Annotated in this window: 10 protein-coding genes; 8 read left to right on the forward strand and 2 right to left on the reverse strand. The window is 72.4% G+C overall.

Annotation, left to right across the window (positions count from 1 at the left end; genetic code table 11):
- The first annotated feature begins 14 nt into the window (after positions 1 to 14).
- The 8 genes from ACIRB7_RS06855 to galE all read left to right on the forward strand — a co-directional run bounded on the left by ACIRB7_RS06855 (position 15) and on the right by galE (position 11,796).
- A complete protein-coding gene (locus ACIRB7_RS06855) occupies positions 15 to 1,448 on the forward strand; it encodes a hypothetical protein (protein WP_403593388.1) in 1,434 nt (477 codons plus the stop codon).
- A gap of 122 nt (positions 1,449 to 1,570) precedes the next feature.
- Positions 1,571 to 2,362 carry a TIGR03936 family radical SAM-associated protein gene (locus tag ACIRB7_RS06860; protein ID WP_403594376.1) on the forward strand — a complete coding sequence of 264 codons (792 nt, stop codon included), beginning with the start codon at positions 1,571 to 1,573 and terminating at the stop codon, positions 2,360 to 2,362.
- Positions 2,363 to 2,595: 233 nt separating this feature from the next.
- Positions 2,596 to 6,483 (forward strand): ribonuclease E/G, encoded by a 3,888-nt coding sequence (locus tag ACIRB7_RS06865; RefSeq protein WP_403593390.1) that lies wholly within the window; start codon positions 2,596 to 2,598, stop codon positions 6,481 to 6,483.
- A gap of 245 nt (positions 6,484 to 6,728) precedes the next feature.
- On the forward strand, positions 6,729 to 7,049 hold the full coding sequence (gene rplU, locus ACIRB7_RS06870; protein ID WP_015033583.1) for a 50S ribosomal protein L21: 321 nt from the start codon (positions 6,729 to 6,731) through the stop codon (positions 7,047 to 7,049).
- A 13-nt stretch (positions 7,050 to 7,062) separates the two neighbouring features.
- Entirely contained in the window at positions 7,063 to 7,317 is a 255-nt protein-coding gene (gene rpmA, locus ACIRB7_RS06875) for a 50S ribosomal protein L27 (RefSeq protein ID WP_030317577.1), read from the forward strand.
- A 107-nt stretch (positions 7,318 to 7,424) separates the two neighbouring features.
- Positions 7,425 to 8,864, forward strand: coding sequence for a GTPase ObgE (gene obgE / locus ACIRB7_RS06880; protein ID WP_403593393.1), 1,440 nt, complete (start codon positions 7,425 to 7,427; stop codon positions 8,862 to 8,864).
- Positions 8,865 to 9,140: 276 nt separating this feature from the next.
- Positions 9,141 to 10,793: a glycosyltransferase family 2 protein gene (locus ACIRB7_RS06885; protein WP_403593396.1), complete on the forward strand. Its 1,653-nt coding sequence runs from the start codon at positions 9,141 to 9,143 to the stop codon at positions 10,791 to 10,793.
- 16 nt (positions 10,794 to 10,809) lie between these two features.
- Positions 10,810 to 11,796, forward strand: a complete 987-nt coding sequence (gene galE / locus ACIRB7_RS06890) for a UDP-glucose 4-epimerase GalE (protein ID WP_351209990.1) — start codon at positions 10,810 to 10,812, stop codon at positions 11,794 to 11,796.
- 103 nt (positions 11,797 to 11,899) lie between these two features.
- Here galE and ACIRB7_RS06895 read toward each other — a convergent pair whose 3' ends face one another.
- Together ACIRB7_RS06895 and ACIRB7_RS06900 are read right to left on the reverse strand one after the other, a co-directional pair.
- On the reverse strand, positions 11,900 to 13,006 hold the full coding sequence (locus ACIRB7_RS06895) for a glycosyltransferase (protein WP_403594379.1): 1,107 nt from the start codon (positions 13,004 to 13,006) through the stop codon (positions 11,900 to 11,902).
- A gap of 62 nt (positions 13,007 to 13,068) precedes the next feature.
- Positions 13,069 to 15,939: a CDP-glycerol glycerophosphotransferase family protein gene (locus ACIRB7_RS06900; RefSeq protein WP_403593399.1), complete on the reverse strand. Its 2,871-nt coding sequence runs from the start codon at positions 15,937 to 15,939 to the stop codon at positions 13,069 to 13,071.
- Positions 15,940 to 16,281: the final 342 nt, after the last annotated feature.

Below are 16,281 nucleotides of genomic sequence, written 5' to 3' on the forward strand. Positions count from 1 at the left end.
GCGTCATTTCCGGCATGAGCATGGAGAACCCGCCGCCGCCCGCGCTGATCCGCATCCCGGTCCGGATCGTGGTGCTGGTCGTCGTCCTCCCGGTCCGCATGGTCTGGGACGTCCTCACGTCGACGGCCCGCCTCCTCGACCGCACGGTCCTCCGGCCGGCGGGCCGGGGCCTCGCACGGGTGTTCACCGGCGTGGGGTGGGCCGTTGCGTGGCTCTTCCACCACACGGCGGCCCGTCCGGCACGGTGGCTGTACGGGGCGGTGCTCGCCCCGGCCGCCCGGGGGCTCGCGGCCGGGGTCCGCTTCCTGGGGAACGCGCTGTTCGTGTGGCCGTGGGTCGGGCTCTGGCGGTACGTGGTCGTGCCCGGCTGCCGGTACGGGATCGCCGTACCGGCCCGCTGGCTCCACCGCACGGTCCTGCGGCCGGCCGGCCACGGTGTCGTCCGCGCCCTCACGGCGGTGGGGGAGGGGCTCGGGTGGTTCCTGCCCCGGCTCGGGCGGGGCGTGGCGGCGGTCGCGGTGTGGCTCGGCAAGGCCGTGTTCGTGTGGCCGTGGGTGGGGCTCTGGCGGTACGTGGTCGTGCCCGGCTGCCGGTACGGGATCGCCGTACCCGCCGTCTGGCTGTACCGGCGGGTCCTCGACCCGCTCGGTAGCGGGCTGGTGTTCCTGGTGGAGAAGCTGGTTCTCGTACCCGTCGCCGCGCTCTTCCGGTACGTCCTGGTGCCCCTGTTCCGGTACGGCGTGGTCGTGCCCGTCCTCTGGTTCGACCGGTACGTGCTGACGCCGGTCGGCGAGGGTCTCGGGTGGTTCCTCCCCCGGCTCGGGCGGGGCGTGGCGGCGGTCGCGGTGTGGCTCGGCAAGGCCGTTTTCGTGTGGCCGTGGGTGGGGCTCTGGCGGTACGTGCTGGTGCCGGTCGTCGTGTACGGGCTCGTCCGGCCGCTCGGTTGGCTCTGGAACCGGGTCCTCGTCCCCGTCGGGCGGGAGGTCCGGGACGCGTTCGTCCTCTGCTGGCGCGCCGCCGGATTCGTGTCCCGTGCCGTCGGCCGGGCCCTCGCATGGCTCGCCCGGTTCCTCGTGGTCCGGCCTGTCGTGTGGGTCTGGGTCTCCGTCGTCCGGCCGGCCGGGCGGTGGGTCCGCGACACCGTCCGGTCGGCTGCGCGGTTGGTACGCGACAGCGTCCGGTCGGCGGGGCGGTGGGTGCGCGACCGTGTCTGGGCCCCGGCCCGCAGGGTCGCCGTCGAGACCGGGCGGGCGGCCAAGGACGCCCTCGCCGCCGCCCGCGCCGCCGTCCGTCAGGCCCGCCGGGACACCTGGCGCGCCCTGGGCGGTGCGGCACGGACGGACCGGCCCGGGGAACCGAAGGTGGCTCGGGCGCGTACTCTGGGTAGTACAACGAACGTTCCCGGCGCGGCGCCCGCCCCCGAGATCTCCCCGCGAAAGCGGGGGTGAACCGGGCGGGACCCCCAGGGCGACCCGTACATCTCGTGGACGGCGCCACCCGCGTCGCCCCGCACCGAGGAGAAGAACCACTGGGCAAGCGACAGCCCGAAGGCCCGCCGCCCGCACCGGCGGTGCAGCGCATCCGACTGCGCTACACCAAGCGCGGCCGCCTCCGGTTCACCAGCCACCGTGACTTCCAGCGCGCTTTCGAGCGTGCCCTGCGCCGTGCCGAGGTGCCCATGGCGTACTCGGCCGGCTTCACCCCGCACCCCAAGGTGTCGTACGCCAACGCCGCCCCGACGGGAACGGGCTCCGAGGCCGAGTACCTGGAGATCGCCCTCACCGAGACGCGCGACCCGGAGACCCTGCGGGTCCTGCTCGACGACTCCCTCCCGGCCGGCCTCGACATCACCGACGCCGTCGAGGCCCGGACCTCGGGCCTCGCCGACCGGCTCACCGCCTCCGTGTGGGAGCTGCGCCTCGAAGGCGTCACCGTCGAGGACGCCCAGAAGGCCACCGACGCGTTTCTCGCGGCCGAGACCGTGGAAGTACAGCGCAAGACCAAGAACGGCGTCCGCACCTTCGACGCGCGTTCCGCGGTCACCGAGCTGACGGCGACCCGCCCCCCGGGTGATCCCCAGGGTGATAGGCCGCTGGACAGCGCCTGTGCGATACTGCGGCTGGTTGTTCGGCACGTGACACCTGCCGTGCGACCCGACGACGTCCTGTCCGGTCTCCGAGCTGTGGCCGACCTGGCGCCGCCGGTCCCCGCTGCGGTGACCAGGCTGGCGCAGGGGCTCTTCGACGAGGAGTCCGGCACGGTGACCGACCCGCTCGCGCCCGACCGCGAGGCAGTCACGGCCGCATCAACCACGGCCGCCGCGACCGCCTCTGCGACGGCGCCGGGTGCGGGCATCGCGTAGGGAGCGGTCGTCGTAGCGCAGCCCTGGTACTCGGGAGCCACCTGGGTCGGGCCGCGCACTGACCAGAAGACTTTCGCCAGGCCGTCCGCACAGGGCGTACGGAACCGGCGAGCCAGACATAGAGCTCCCGTGCGGCGACCGCGCCCCGGACGACGGCACCGCGCCACAGGCGCGACCGTGCCGCCGGACCGGAACCAGGCGCGGCGCCCGGGAGCGTGACGGGAGAACCCCGCATGCTCGAGTCCAACGAAGACACCACCGCCCCCGGTGACAAGCTGCCGCCGCGCCGCAGGCGCCGCGCCGCTTCCCGCCCCGCCGGTCCGCCGGTGACGGACGTGACCACCGAGACCCCGGCGACCGCCGAGGCGCTGGCCGCCGGGGAGGCCGCCCCGGCCACCGACGCCGAGGCCGCACCCGCGCCGCGGACCCGCCGCCGCGCCACCCGCAAGGCCACCGCGCCCGCCGCGGAGACCCCGGAGCCGGTCGTCGAGACCGCCGCGGCCGAGCCCGCCGCCGAGGTCGCCGAAGAGGCCGCCCCTGCCCGCCCGCGCCGCCGTGCCACACGCAAGGCCACGTCGCCGGTGACCTCCCCGGCCGCCGCCGAGAGCCCCGCGGAGACCGCGGGGACCCCGGAGCCCGCCCAGGCCGAGGCCGAGGCCGTCGCGGAGGAGGCCCCCGAGGCCGCTCCGCCGGCGCGCACCCGCCGTCGGGCCACCCGTAAGGCCACCGCCCCGGCCGGCGCCCCTGCCGCCGAGGAGACCGTGGCCGCCGCCCCCGCGGCCGAGCCTGTCGCGGAGGCCGCCGAGGTCGCGGAGGAGGCCGCCGCGCCCGCCCCGCGTACCCGCCGCCGTGCCACCCGTAAGGTCACCTCGCCCGAGGCCGCCACCGAGACCGCCGGCACCGGCGAGACCGCCGAGATCGCCGCCGGCGAGTCGCTTCCCCCGGCCGCCGTCGCGCAGATCGCCGCCGACGAGGCCGAGGTCACCGCCGCCGAGACCGCCGCCACCCGCGGCCGCGGCCGCCGTCGCGCGTCCTCCCCGCAGTTCACCGCCGAGCCGGCCCCGGCCCGCGAGCCGCGCCGCGCCGCGCGTCCCTCCGTCGCCGTCTTCCAGGCCCCGGTCTTCACCGAGCCGATGTTCCAGACCCCGGAGACCGCCGCCGCGGCCGCCGCCGCCGGCGTGGTGGAGCCGGAGGACGAGGAGCTGATCGAGGCCGACGAGCCGACCGAGGCCGAGGAGACCGTCGAGGCCGAGGTCGTGGAGGCCCCCGAGCCCGCCGAGCGCCCCGAGACCGGCTCCCGCCGTCGCCGTCGCCGCCGTGGCGAGCCCGTCGCCGTCGAGCCCGTCCCCGCCACCGTCGCCGACGAGCCCGAGGTCGAGGCCGTGGCCGACGAGGTCGACGAGGCCGAGGAGGCCGACGACACGGACGAGTACGAGGACCGCCCGTCCCGCCGTCGCCGCCGTGGTGGCCGTCGCCGCCGTCGCGGAGAGCTCACCGAGGTCGAGGAGGCCGAGGAGGGCGAGGAGCCGCGCTCCGACGACTCCGAGGACTCCGAGGAGGAGCAGGACGAGGAGCACGACGAGGCCGACGGCTTCGCCGGCGGTTCCAGCAGCTCCCGTCGTCGCCGTCGTCGCCGCCGTCGCAGCGGTGACGCCTCCGCCGACGTCGAGGGCGCCGACGAGGAAGGCGTCCGTACGGTCGTCAAGGTCCGCGAGCCCCGCCCGGCCCGCGAGAAGGCCGAGCCCGGCACCGGCGTCGACGAGGTCCAGTCCATCAAGGGCTCGACCCGCCTCGAGGCCAAGAAGCAGCGCCGCCGCGAAGGCCGCGAGCAGGGCCGCCGCCGCGTCCCGATCATCACCGAGGCCGAGTTCCTCGCCCGCCGCGAGGCCGTCGAGCGCGTCATGGTCGTCCGCCAGAACGGCGAGCGCACCCAGATCGGCGTCCTGGAAGACAACGTGCTCGTCGAGCACTACGTCAACAAGGAGCAGGCCACCTCGTACGTCGGCAACGTCTACCTGGGCAAGGTCCAGAACGTGCTGCCGTCCATGGAGGCCGCCTTCGTCGACATCGGCAAGGGCCGCAACGCCGTCCTGTACGCCGGTGAGGTCAACTTCGAGGCGCTCGGCATGGGCAACGGCCCGCGCCGCATCGAGACCGCCCTCAAGTCCGGCCAGTCGGTCCTCGTGCAGGTCACGAAGGACCCGATCGGCCACAAGGGCGCCCGTCTGACCAGCCAGGTCTCGCTGCCCGGCCGCTACCTCGTGTACGTGCCCGAGGGCTCGATGACCGGCATCAGCCGCAAGCTCCCGGACACCGAGCGCGCCCGCCTCAAGACCATCCTCAAGAAGATCGTCCCCGAGGACGCGGGCGTCATCGTGCGCACCGCCGCCGAGGGCGCGAGCGAGGACGAGCTGCGCCGTGACGTCGAGCGGCTGCAGGCGCAGTGGGAGGACATCCAGAAGAAGGCGAAGAGCGGCAACGCGCCGACGCTGCTCTACGGCGAGCCGGACATGACCGTCCGGGTCGTCCGCGACATCTTCAACGAGGACTTCTCCAAGGTCATCGTCAGCGGTGACGAGGCGTGGGAGACCATCCACGGGTACGTCCACCACGTCGCCCCCGACCTGACCGACCGCCTGTCCCGGTGGACCAGCGAGGTCGACGTCTTCGCGACGTACCGGATCGACGAGCAGCTCATGAAGGCGCTCGACCGCAAGGTCTGGCTGCCGAGCGGCGGCTCGCTGGTGATCGACAAGACCGAGGCGATGATCGTCGTCGACGTCAACACCGGCAAGTTCACCGGCCAGGGCGGCAACCTCGAAGAGACCGTGACGAGGAACAACCTCGAAGCGGCCGAGGAGATCGTGCGTCAGCTGCGGCTGCGCGACCTCGGCGGCATCGTCGTCATCGACTTCATCGACATGGTCCTGGAGTCCAACCGCGACCTGGTGCTCCGTCGCCTCCTGGAGTGCCTGGGCCGGGACCGGACCAAGCACCAGGTGGCCGAGGTCACCTCGCTGGGCCTGGTCCAGATGACCCGCAAGCGGGTCGGCCAGGGCCTCCTGGAGTCCTTCTCCGAGACCTGCGTCCACTGCAACGGCCGCGGTGTCATCGTGCACATGGAGCAGCCGACCACCGCCGGTGGCGGTGGCGGCGGCAAGCGTTCGAAGAAGCGCGGCCGCGGCGGCGCCGAGCACGTCCACGAGCACGAGCACGCCGAGGTGCCCGAGACCGACGTCGAGACCCTGGTCGAGACCGAGGCCGAGGTCGCTGCCGAGCTGGCCGCTCCCGTGGCCCTGCCCGAGCCGATCGCCCCCGACGAGGAGCTGTACGGCTCCATCGCCGAGGCCGAGGCCGCCGCCACGCGCGGTCGTGGCCGCCGTCGCGCCACCCGCAGGGTGTCCGCGCCGGTCGCCGCCCGGCCGGTCGTGGAGACCGAGACGGTCGAGTACGAGGCGAGGCCGGAGCGGGCAGCGGCGCCGGAACCCGTCGTGGAGCCGGTCGCCGAGGCTGTCGTCGAGCCCGTCGCCGAGCCGGTGGTCGAGGAGACCGCCCCGGCGCCGCGCGGCCGTCGCCGTGCCACGCGCCGGGCGACCTCCCCGGTCGTCTCGACCACGGAGCCGGCCGCCGAGCCGACCGCTGTCGAGCCGGCCGCCGCCGAGCCCGTGGTGGCCGAGCCGGTCGCCGAGGCCGCCCCGGAGCCGGTCGTGGAGCAGGTCAGCGAGCCCGTCGCCGAGCCGGTCGTCGAGCCCGTCGTCGAGGAGGCCCCCGTGGCCGCCCCGCCGCGTGCCCGCCGCCGGGTGGTCCGTAAGGCCACCGCCCCCGCCGGTTCGCCCTCGGGCGCCGAGGAGGCCGCCGTCGTCGTGGTGACCACGACTCCGGCCGAGGCCCCCGAAGCCACCGAGGCCGCCGCTGACGCGTCCGCCGAGGCCGAGGCCGAGCCCGCCCCCGTCAAGAAGACGGCGGCGCGCAAGACCGCGGCGAAGAAGACCACGGCCAAGAAGGTCGCCACCAAGAAGACGGCGGCGACCAAGAAGACCGCGGCGACCAAGAAGACGACCGCCAAGAAGGCCCCGGCGAAGAAGGCGGCGGAGAAGACCGCCGCGCCTTCCCAGGACTGACCGGCGGGTACGGGCCGCCTCCGTGAGACGGGGGCGGCCCGTACCGCCCGGGCGAATTTGACCCTCGAAGGCCGCCGCCCGTAACCTAGACCGTCGGCGTGTCTATAGACGCGCCGCGCCTCTGAGCAACTCCCTCCCGCTCGTCGGGAGAGGCCGCTCGTCCGATTCCGGAACGCCGCGGGCCCTCGGGTCCGTGTGAGCGGCTGGCTTCAGAGGTTTCGATCCCGAGTGAGAGAGAGATCCGCGTGTACGCCATCGTGCGCAGCGGTGGTCGCCAGCACAAGGTTGCTGTCGGCGACATCGTTGAGGTTGACAAGATTTCCACTGCCAAGGTTGGCGACACGGTCGAGCTCTCGACCCTGCTCGTTGTCGACGGCGACGCCGTGACCAGCGACCCGTGGGTCCTGGCCGGCATCAAGGTCACGGCCGAGGTCGTGGACCACCACAAGGGCGCCAAGATCGACATCCTGCGCTACAAGAACAAGACCGGCTACCGCCGTCGCCAGGGTCACCGCCAGCAGTACACGGCGATCAAGGTCACCGGTATCCCCGCGGCTGCGAAGTAAGAGGGACTGAGACATGGCACACAAGAAGGGCGCATCGTCCACCCGGAACGGGCGCGACTCGAATGCCCAGCGGCTCGGCGTGAAGCGCTTCGGCGGTCAGGTCGTCAACGCGGGTGAGATCCTGATCCGCCAGCGTGGCACCCACTTCCACCCGGGCTCCGGCGTCGGCCGTGGCGGCGACGACACGCTGTTCGCCCTGCAGGCCGGTTCGGTGCAGTTCGGCACCCACCGTGGCCGCAAGGTCGTGAACATCGTTCCGGTCGCCTGATCGGATCTTTGCGGAGGCGGACCTCACTTCCCGTACGGGAAGCGGGTCCGCCTTTCGCGTGTTACTAGATAGACATTCCACCCAGAAGTAACTGGAGGCACAGAACCATGACCACCTTCGTGGACCGCGTCGAGCTGCATGTCGCCGCGGGTAACGGGGGCCACGGCTGCGCCTCCGTTCACCGGGAGAAGTTCAAGCCGCTCGGCGGCCCCGACGGCGGCAACGGCGGCCGCGGCGGCGATGTGACCCTGGTCGTCGACCAGGCGGTCACCACGCTCCTCGAGTACCACCACTCGCCCCACCGCAAGGCGACCAACGGTCAGCCCGGCGCCGGTGACAACCGCTCCGGCAAGGACGGCCAGGACCTGGTCCTGACCGTGCCCGACGGCACCGTCGTCCTCGACAAGCAGGGCAACGTGCTCGCCGACCTGGTCGGCCAGGGCACCACCTTCGTCGCGGGCCAGGGCGGCCGCGGCGGCCTCGGCAACGCGGCGCTGTCCTCCGCGCGCCGCAAGGCCCCCGGCTTCGCGCTCCTCGGCGAGCCCGGCGAGGCGCGGGACATCGTCCTCGAGCTGAAGACCGTCGCCGACGTGGCGCTCGTCGGCTACCCGAGCGCCGGCAAGTCCTCGCTCATCTCGGTGCTCTCGGCCGCCAAGCCGAAGATCGCGGACTACCCCTTCACCACGCTCGTCCCGAACCTGGGCGTCGTCACGGCCGGCTCGACCGTCTACACGATCGCCGACGTGCCGGGCCTGATCCCGGGCGCCAGCCAGGGCCGCGGCCTGGGCCTGGAGTTCCTGCGCCACGTGGAGCGCTGCTCGGTCCTCGTGCACGTCCTGGACACGGCGACCCTCGAATCCGACCGTGACCCGGTGACCGACCTCGACATCATCGAGGAGGAGCTCCGGCAGTACGGCGGCCTGGAGGACCGGCCCCGCGTCGTCGTGCTCAACAAGGTCGACATCCCGGACGGCCAGGACCTCGCGGACATGATCCGCCCGGACCTGGAGGAGCGCGGCTACCAGGTGTTCGAGGTCTCCGCCGTGGCCCGTCTCGGCCTCAAGGAGCTCTCCTTCGCGCTCGCCGGCATCGTCGCCGAGGCGCGCGCGGCCAAGCCGCAGGAGGAGGCGACCCGTATCGTCATCCGCCCGAAGGCCGTCGACGACGCGGGCTTCACGGTCACGTACGACGAGGCCGAGGAGGTGTACCGGGTGCGCGGCGAGAAGCCGGAGCGCTGGGTCCGCCAGACCGACTTCAGCAACGACGAGGCCGTGGGCTACCTGGCCGACCGCCTCAACCGCCTCGGCGTCGAGGACCGGCTGATGAAGGCCGGCGCCCGCGCGGGCGACGGCGTCGCGATCGGCGCCCTGGAGAACGCGGTCGTCTTCGACTGGGAGCCGTCGATGATGGCCGGCGCCGAGATGCTCGGCCGCCGCGGTGAGGACCACCGCCTGGAGGCCCCGCGTCCGGCGGCCCAGCGCCGCCGCGACCGCGACGCGGAGCGGGACGACCCGCAGCGCGAGTTCGACGAGTTCGACCCGTTCTAGCGGAGCCGGGGCGGCGCGCCGGTCCGACGGACGGAGTCCGGCGCAGCCGTCCGAAGCCGGTGAGGCCCCTCGGGGCCGAGCCGTGCGAGGGCGGCCGGTAGCGGGTTCTGCCCACCGCCTGGAGGCCCCGCGTCCGGCGGCCCAGCGCCGCCGCGACCGCGACGCGGAGCGGGACGACCCGCAGCGCGAGTTCGACGAGTTCGACCCGTTCTAGCGGAGCCGGGGCGCCTCGGTCCGGCCGGCGGTCGGGGCGGGGCGCTCCCGTAGGATCCTGGTGTGAGTACCGCCCCCACGACCGAGACCGCAGGCAGGCTCAGCGTCGTCGTCATCGCCTACAACGACGAGGCGCTGGTCGGTGAGGCCATCAGGTCGGCGCTCGACCAGGGCCCCGTGGTCGCCGAGGTCGTGGCGGTCGACGACTGTTCCGGTGACGGTACGGCGCGGGTGCTCGACGAGCTGGCCGCCCTGCACCCCCGGCTGCGGGTGGTGCGCCGCACGGAGAACAGCGGGGGCTGCGGTACCCCGCGCAACGACGGCATCCGCGCCGCCACCGCCCCGTACGTCATGTTCCTGGACAGTGACGACGTCCTGCCCGCCGGCGCCGCCGAGGCCCTGGTCGCCGCCGCGGAGCGGCACCGCGCACCGGTGGCCGTCGGCGTGTGCGTACGGCGTGAACTCCCCGAGGGCAGGGACGTCCGCTGGCAGCCCGAGCTCTACCGGGAGCCGACCGTCCTGGAGACGCCCGACGAGCTGCGCCCCCTCGTCCACGACACCCTCTGCGTCAACAAGGTGTACGACCGCGCCTTCCTCGAAGAGCACGGCATCCGCTTTCCCGACGGCCGTTTCGTCTACGAGGACTTCCTCTTCACCGCCCGGGTGTACGCCGCCGCCCCCCGCGTCGCCGTGATCCCCGACACCGTCTACGTCTGGCACGTCCGCCGGGCCGCCGCCCAGTTGTCGATCTCCCTCGACCGACAGGGCGTCTCCAACTGGCAGGACCGGATCGCCGCCCACCGCGCGGCCGTCGCGACCTTCGCCGAGGCGGGCCGCGAGGAACTCGCCGCCGCCTGCCGCACCAAGTTCCTCGAACACGACCTGCGGATGTACGCCAGGGACCTGCGGCTGCGCGACGCCGCCCACCGGGCCGCGTGGTGGGCGGCCACCCGCGAGCACCTGGCCGGCTTCCAGGAGCCGGAGATCGCCGCCGCCGCCGCACCCGCCCGCTGGACGGCCCGTTTCCTGCTGGCCGCGAACGAGCCGCGTGACCTGCTCCGGCTGTCCCGGCTGTGCGCGAACCCGGCCCGGCTGCTCCCGCCGTACGCCGGCACACCCGCCGCGGCCGTCTGGGCCGAGGACCTGCCGGAGGCCCGCCTCGACGGCATGGACCGGTCGCCGCTCGACGAACTGCCGCTCGTCGTGGACGCCGTCTCGCACGCCGCCGGCGGCTTCCTGCACTTCACGGTGCGGGACCTGTACGGACGGCTCGCCGAGGCCGGCCCCCGCACCGCCGAACTCGCGTTCCTGCCGCGCGGCGACGCCGAGCCCGCCCGTACCGAACGGGTCGAGCTGCGCGCCGGGCCAGGAGCGGACGGAGCAGAGGGGGCGGAGGGCCGCTGGACCGCCCGCGTCCCGGTCCGGTTCACCGGACTGGCCGACGAGGGGCGCCGCCGCGGCCGTCAGGGCGTCCAGCTGTGGGACATCACCGTCACGGTGACCTGTGCGAATGGTGAGTCGTACACCACCTCGCTCCGCCCACGGGACGGTTCCCCGCGGCGTTCGGTGCTTCCGAGCACCCGGTACGGTGTACTCCTTGTGCAGGAGTACGACACGGCGAACGGGTCGCTGGCGGTACGGATCGCCCCGGGTGCCCGCGACGGGCTCCGCGCGGTCGGAGCCCGGCTCCGTCGGCTTGTCCGCAGTTCTCAGTGAAAGGCTTTGGGGCGCTATGACTTATCTGATCACCGGCGGTGCCGGATACATCGGCTCACACGTGGTCCGCGCCATGACGCAGGCGGGCGAGCGGGTCGTCGTCCTCGACGACCTGTCCACGGGGTACGAGGAGCGGGTGCCCGAAGGCGTCCCCCTGGTGGTCGGCTCCACCCTCGACCGCGAGGTCCTGGACCGGACGATCGCCGAGCACGGTGTGACGGGCGTCGTCCACCTCGCGGCCAAGAAGCAGGTCGGCGAGTCCGTCGAACTGCCGCTGCACTACTACCGCGAGAACATCATCGGCCTCACCGTCCTCCTCGAGGCGGTCGCCGCCGCGGGCGTGCGCAACTTCCTCTTCTCCTCCTCGGCCGCCGTCTACGGCATGCCGGACGTCGCCCTCGTCACCGAGGAGACCCCCTGCCTGCCGCTGAGCCCGTACGGCGAGACCAAGCTCGCCGGTGAGTGGCTGGTCCGTGCCGCGGGCGCCGCCCACGGCATCTCCACCGCCTGCCTGCGCTACTTCAACGTGGCCGGCGCGGCGACCCCCGAGCTCGCCGACACAGGCGTCTTCAACCTGGTCCCGATGGTCTTCGAGCGCCTCGACGCGGGGGAGTCCCCGCGCGTCTTCGGCGACGACTACGACACCCCCGACGGCACCTGCATCCGCGACTACATCCACGTCGAGGACCTGGCCGACGCCCACCTCGTCGCGGCGCGCAAGCTCGCGGAGTGGGCCGAGGCGGGCGAGCCGCGCGACCTGACCGTCAACATCGGCCGCGGTGAGGGCGTCTCCGTCACCGAGATGGTCGCGCTGATCAACGAGATCACCGGCCACACGGCCGAGCCTCTCGTCACCCCGCGCCGCGCCGGCGACCCCGCCCGGGTCGTCGCCTCCGCCGACCGCATCGCCACCGAGCTGGGCTGGAAGGCCCGCTACGACGTGCGCGACATGATCGGTTCGGCCTGGGCCGGCTGGGTCGCCCGCCGCGGCGCCACCGTCTGACCCGAAACGGGCGTACAGGAACGGGCGTACGAGAACGGGCCGGGGAGATGTCTCCCCGGCCCGTTCTCGTAGGCAGGTGCGGCAGGTGCTGCGGTGCGGACCGTCAGCGCTCCAGGAAGGTGAACAGCGCTTCCCAGCGGTCGGTGATCTCGTCGGCCGAGTACCGCTTCACGTTCTCGAACGCGGCGTCACCCATCCGGTCGCGCAGCTCCTTGTCGGAGATCAGCGTGCTGATGTGCGCCCCGAGTTCCATCGCGTTGCCGAGCCGCGCGAGCAGCCCGTCCTCGCCGTCCCTGATGATCTCCCGGACGCCGGGAGCGCAGTCGAACGCGGCACAGGGCACGCCCGCCGCCATCGCCTCCAGGAGGGTGATGGGGAAGCCCTCGGCGCGGGACGCCTGCGCGAACACGGAGCCCTCGGAGAGCGCCCCGAGCACGTCGTTGGTACGGCCCATCCACTCCACGGACCCGTCGAGGCCCAGAGCGGTGGTCCGCTGCCGAAGGGGCTGCTCCTCGTCGCCGGCGCCGTAGATCCGCAGCTTCCAGTCGGGGTGACGGGAGGCGACCTCGGCCCAGCTGTCGAGCAGCATGTCGACGCCCTTCTCGTGCGAGAGACGGCCGATCGAGACGACGACCTTCTCGCTGCGCGGCGCCGGGGCCGAGGGCATGAACGGCAGGGCGTTCGGCATGTGGCCGACGTTGTCCATGCCGGCGCGGATCCACTGGTCCGCGTCGCCGGGCGTGAGGACGAGGAGCCGGTCGACGTCCTTGTAGAAACGCTTCACACGGGCGAGCCGGGAGGACCCGGCGCTGGCCGCGTACGACTCGTGGCTCATGCCGATCAGCACGTGGCCCTTGGTGTCGGCGAGGGAGACCCACTCCATCGCCCACACCTGGGTCACGATCACGACCGCGCCGGGCCTGGCGGCGGCGAAGAGCGCCGTCATCCGGTCCGCGCGCTCCCGCATCCCGGCGGCACGGGCGGCGTTGCGCCGCCGCTCCGCCGCGTTGAGCTTGCCCTTGAGACCGCGCAGCGGCTTCGCCTGCGGCGGGTGCGCGTCGTACAGCGTGGTGGTGTCGTACGGCAGCGGGTCCGGGAACTCGTGCTGCCGGCCGGCCGGGGCGGGAGTGATGCCGATGACGTGGACCTTGTGGCCACGGTCGGTGAACTCCCGGGCCATCTGGTGCGTCCAGGTGGTCACACCGCCCATCTCGTCCACGCTGTTGGAGACGATGAAGATGTCGCGGCCGCCGGACACGAGGGTCTGGTTGGTCACTTCCCGCTCCTGGTGAAGAACTTGGCGACGATCTGACGGGCCGCGTCGCCCCGGTCGTACTCGCTGAACTCGGCGTTGAACCGCTGACGGGCCGCCGCGTACTTGGTGTCGGCCTCGTCCTTGAAGTTGGCGATCACTCCGAAGAGCTCCTCCTCCGTGGCCACGACCGGGCCCGGCGCGCGCTCCTTCAGGTCGAAGTACGTGCCCCGGTTCTCCTTGGCGTACTCGTCGTAGTCGTACGTGAAGAAGATCATCGGACGGTCGAGCAGCCCGTAGTCGAACATCACGGACGAGTAGTCGGTGATCAGCCCGTCCGCGAGGGCGAGGATCGGGGTGATGTCGTGGTGACGCGAGACGTCGACGACCCGACCCGCGACCGACGGCGGCAGGCTCACGCTGTTCAGGTAGTGCGTCCTGATCAGCAGGGTGTGGGTGTCGCCGAAGCGCTCGGCGAACTCCTCGATGTCGAACGGGGCCTGGAAGGCTCGCACCTTGCCGCCCGGGGCGGCCCGGAAGGTCGGCGCGTACAGCAGCACCTTCTTCTCCGGGTCGATGCCCAGCTCGGCCGCGAGCGGACCGCGCTCCCTGACACCGGTCTCGGTCTCCTGGCGGCGCGCCTCGGCGAGATCGTCGTTGCGCGGGTAGCCGACGGGCAGCAGCACCTCGTCGCGGAGCCGGAAGCCCTTCGCGAGGGTGCGCCGGTCGTGCTCGCCCCGGATCAGGAAGTGGTCGAAGCGGTCCAGGGACTTCTGGAAGGAGGCCTGGGCGGCGAGCCCGCGTGCCTTGGTGTTGGGCTCGTCGAAGCCCATCCGCTTGAGGGCGGTGCCGTGCCAGGTCTGGATGTACGTGGTGCCCGGGCGCTTGGTGAGGCGCAGCGGGAATCCCTGGTTGTCGATCCAGAACTCGGCCTGGGCGAGCGCCCGCAGGTACTGCCAGCTCCAGCGCTGCACGAGCGTGGCGTCCTCGGGGAAGCCGGTCGGCTTCGCGCCCGCGTAGGACCACACGGCGTCGAAGGGAACGCCCTGACGGCGCATCTCCTCGTAGATCGCCTTGGGGCTGTCGCTGTACTGCTTGCCGAGGTGGCTCTCGAAGACCACGAGACCCTTGCGGATCGGCAGCTTGCTGTAGAAGTCGTGGTAGACCCGCAGCTTCGTCTCGCCCGAGTTCAGGTCCTTCTTCGCCTTGAGCAGGCGGCGCAGGCTCGTCTTCGCCAGCTGGGCGGTCCGCCCGTGCATGGCGCCCTCGATCATCGAGGAGGTGTGCACGGCCGCCTTGCCCTCGGCGGAGAGCACGTAGGAGAGGTTCCCCTTCTTCGTGATCTCGGGGACGAAGCGGTCGGAGACCAGCGTCGTCAGCCGCGGGCGGATCTTCAGGGCGCGGGCCTTTTCCAGGGAGGTGGCGCCGACGGAGACCCGGGTGCGCAGCTGCTGGCCGTCGACCATGAGGATCAGGCGGACGTCCCAGACGGCGTCGATGATGCCGAGCGGGCGGACGGTCCGGGCGATGTCCGCCGTGCCCTCCCACTCGATCCACTGGCCGGAGTGTCGGACCGACGTCACCGGGATGTGGGCGGTCTTGCCACCGACGCTGCGGCGGGCCGAGAACTCGAGGACGGCGCTGATGTCGGCGTCCGGGGCGATCCGCCCCAGCGGGTTGACCACGCGGCCGGCGAGCTTGACGACACCGTCGGTGCTCTCGTACGACGTCAGCTTGTTGCCGAGGGCGAGCGACCTGAGCGGGCGGGTGTGGAAGCCGCGCGGGGTGACGTCGAGGATCTGACGGCCCTGCTCGGTGTCCAGGTGCCGGTCGCACCAGTAGATCTGGCCGTCGACCTCGGCGAGCGGGGAGGTGAGGCGGCCCGGGTTGGTGAGCGCCTCGGTGGCCGGGAGCAGGTTGTCCCAGTCCTCCTTGCTCAGCAGGTAGGCGCAGATGGCGTGCAGGGGCTGCACTTCCTCGTACGCCTGCGGGGCGATCTCGTCGAGGTAGCCGTTGGCCAGCTCGGCGAACTCGCGCCGGTAGTCCTCGTCGAGCAGCGCCAGGTCACGGAAGTGGAGGACCAGGTCGTGCTTGAGGAACTTGATGTCCTTGCGGTACTTGAGCTCGTCGTAGCCCTTGCTTTCCAGCAGGGCGTCCACGCGGCGGTGGATCTCCATGCGGTGCACGAAGTTGGCGATCTCGTGGCGCCGGTTGCTGATCGACTTGGCGGCGGCGCTCTCCTGCACGTTCCAGTAGTAGACCGTGTTCGGGATGAGCGTGATCCGGCGCGCGGCGACGTAGGCCTGGGCCGAGAAGAGCAGGTCCTCGTAGTGGATGCCGACCGGGAACTCGAGCCCGGACTCCAGGAGGAACTCGCGGCGGTAGCACTTGTTCGTCGACAAGGTGTCGAAGGTCAGCAGGTCCGGCAGCTCGGTGATCGACTCGATCGTCCGGGTCTTGGAGTACAGCCAGGGGTACCAGGTGGTCTTCTTCTGGTTGCGGCTGTCCAGGTGCACGCGGACGCAGAGGCCGGCGACGATGTCGGAGCCGGTGCTCTCCGCGGCGTCCAGCATGTTGCGGCAGGCGTTGCGCTCGAGCACGTCGTCGCTGTCGAGGAACATGACGTAGTCGCCGGCGCACTGCTGGATGCCGTAGTTGCGGGGCGCACCGCAGCCGCCGCTGTTCTGCGGCAGCTGGAAGGCCCTGACCCGGTCAGGATGTGCGGCGGCGAGCGCCTGGGCGACCTCGAAGGTGCTGTCCTTGCTGCAGTCGTCGACGATCACCACTTCGACGCCGTGCAGAGTCTGATCCAGTACCGACTGAACGGCCGTCGGGAGACGCTCTGCGTCGTTGTAGGCGATGACGACCACGGAGACGTCAGGCACTTGCACCTCGATCCACTTGTCATTCCTCCAGGCACATCCAAGCTACCTGGTGTTTCCCGTCCGGTTCGTCGTGCCTTCCGACGATACGGCGCGTGCCGTGACCCGATCGTGACGCAGCGAACCGTACCCGTGAGGGCAACCATCCGGGCGTGTCGGGAGTCGCCCGTACGGGCGTTTCCAGTTCGACGACTTCCGCGCAGGTCACACGTGCCCGGACGGTGCTCCGAGCTCCTCGCACGGCCGACCGCACGGAGTGATGGGAAACACACCCCTTTCCAGGTTCCGCGGGGCGGAAACAGGGAAGGGGGCGTCGCCGAGGCGGGCGGCGGACGCGACTGCCGGGGGGCG

The organism is Streptomyces sp. NPDC093795 (genome assembly GCF_044764665.1).
Taxonomy (GTDB): Bacteria; Actinomycetota; Actinomycetes; order Streptomycetales; family Streptomycetaceae; genus Streptomyces.